General features: G+C 69.6%; 1 pseudogene. It reads right to left on the bottom strand.

The window, feature by feature from the left end:
• A pseudogene (locus tag ACQG3P_RS22650) lies at window positions 1-240 on the bottom strand (glutathione-regulated potassium-efflux system protein KefB); the annotation flags it as partial.

Genomic DNA, 240 nt, shown 5'->3' with positions numbered 1-240 from the left:
TGTCGCGCGCCACCTCGTGATCGCGACCCAGCAGGCGCAGCAACGCGATCAACAGCCGCGGCGTGCGCGCCATCGACAGGCCGACGATCGCCACCAGCCGGTCGTGGTTGGCATTGCCCAGCAGGTTCGCGCGCTGCGCTTCGTTGAACACCACGACCGCGAATTCACCGCCCAGCCACAGCACGCTGCCGAGCAGCAGCGCGTGCCGCGTGCTCAGCCTCGCCAGCTTGCCGATGCCGA

This window comes from Stenotrophomonas sp. SrG, from assembly GCF_050031795.1.
Lineage (GTDB): Bacteria > Pseudomonadota > Gammaproteobacteria > Xanthomonadales > Xanthomonadaceae > Stenotrophomonas > Stenotrophomonas rhizophila_A.
The sequence above is the reverse complement of the archived record's forward strand: the minus strand, read 5'-3'. Positions and strand labels throughout refer to the sequence as shown.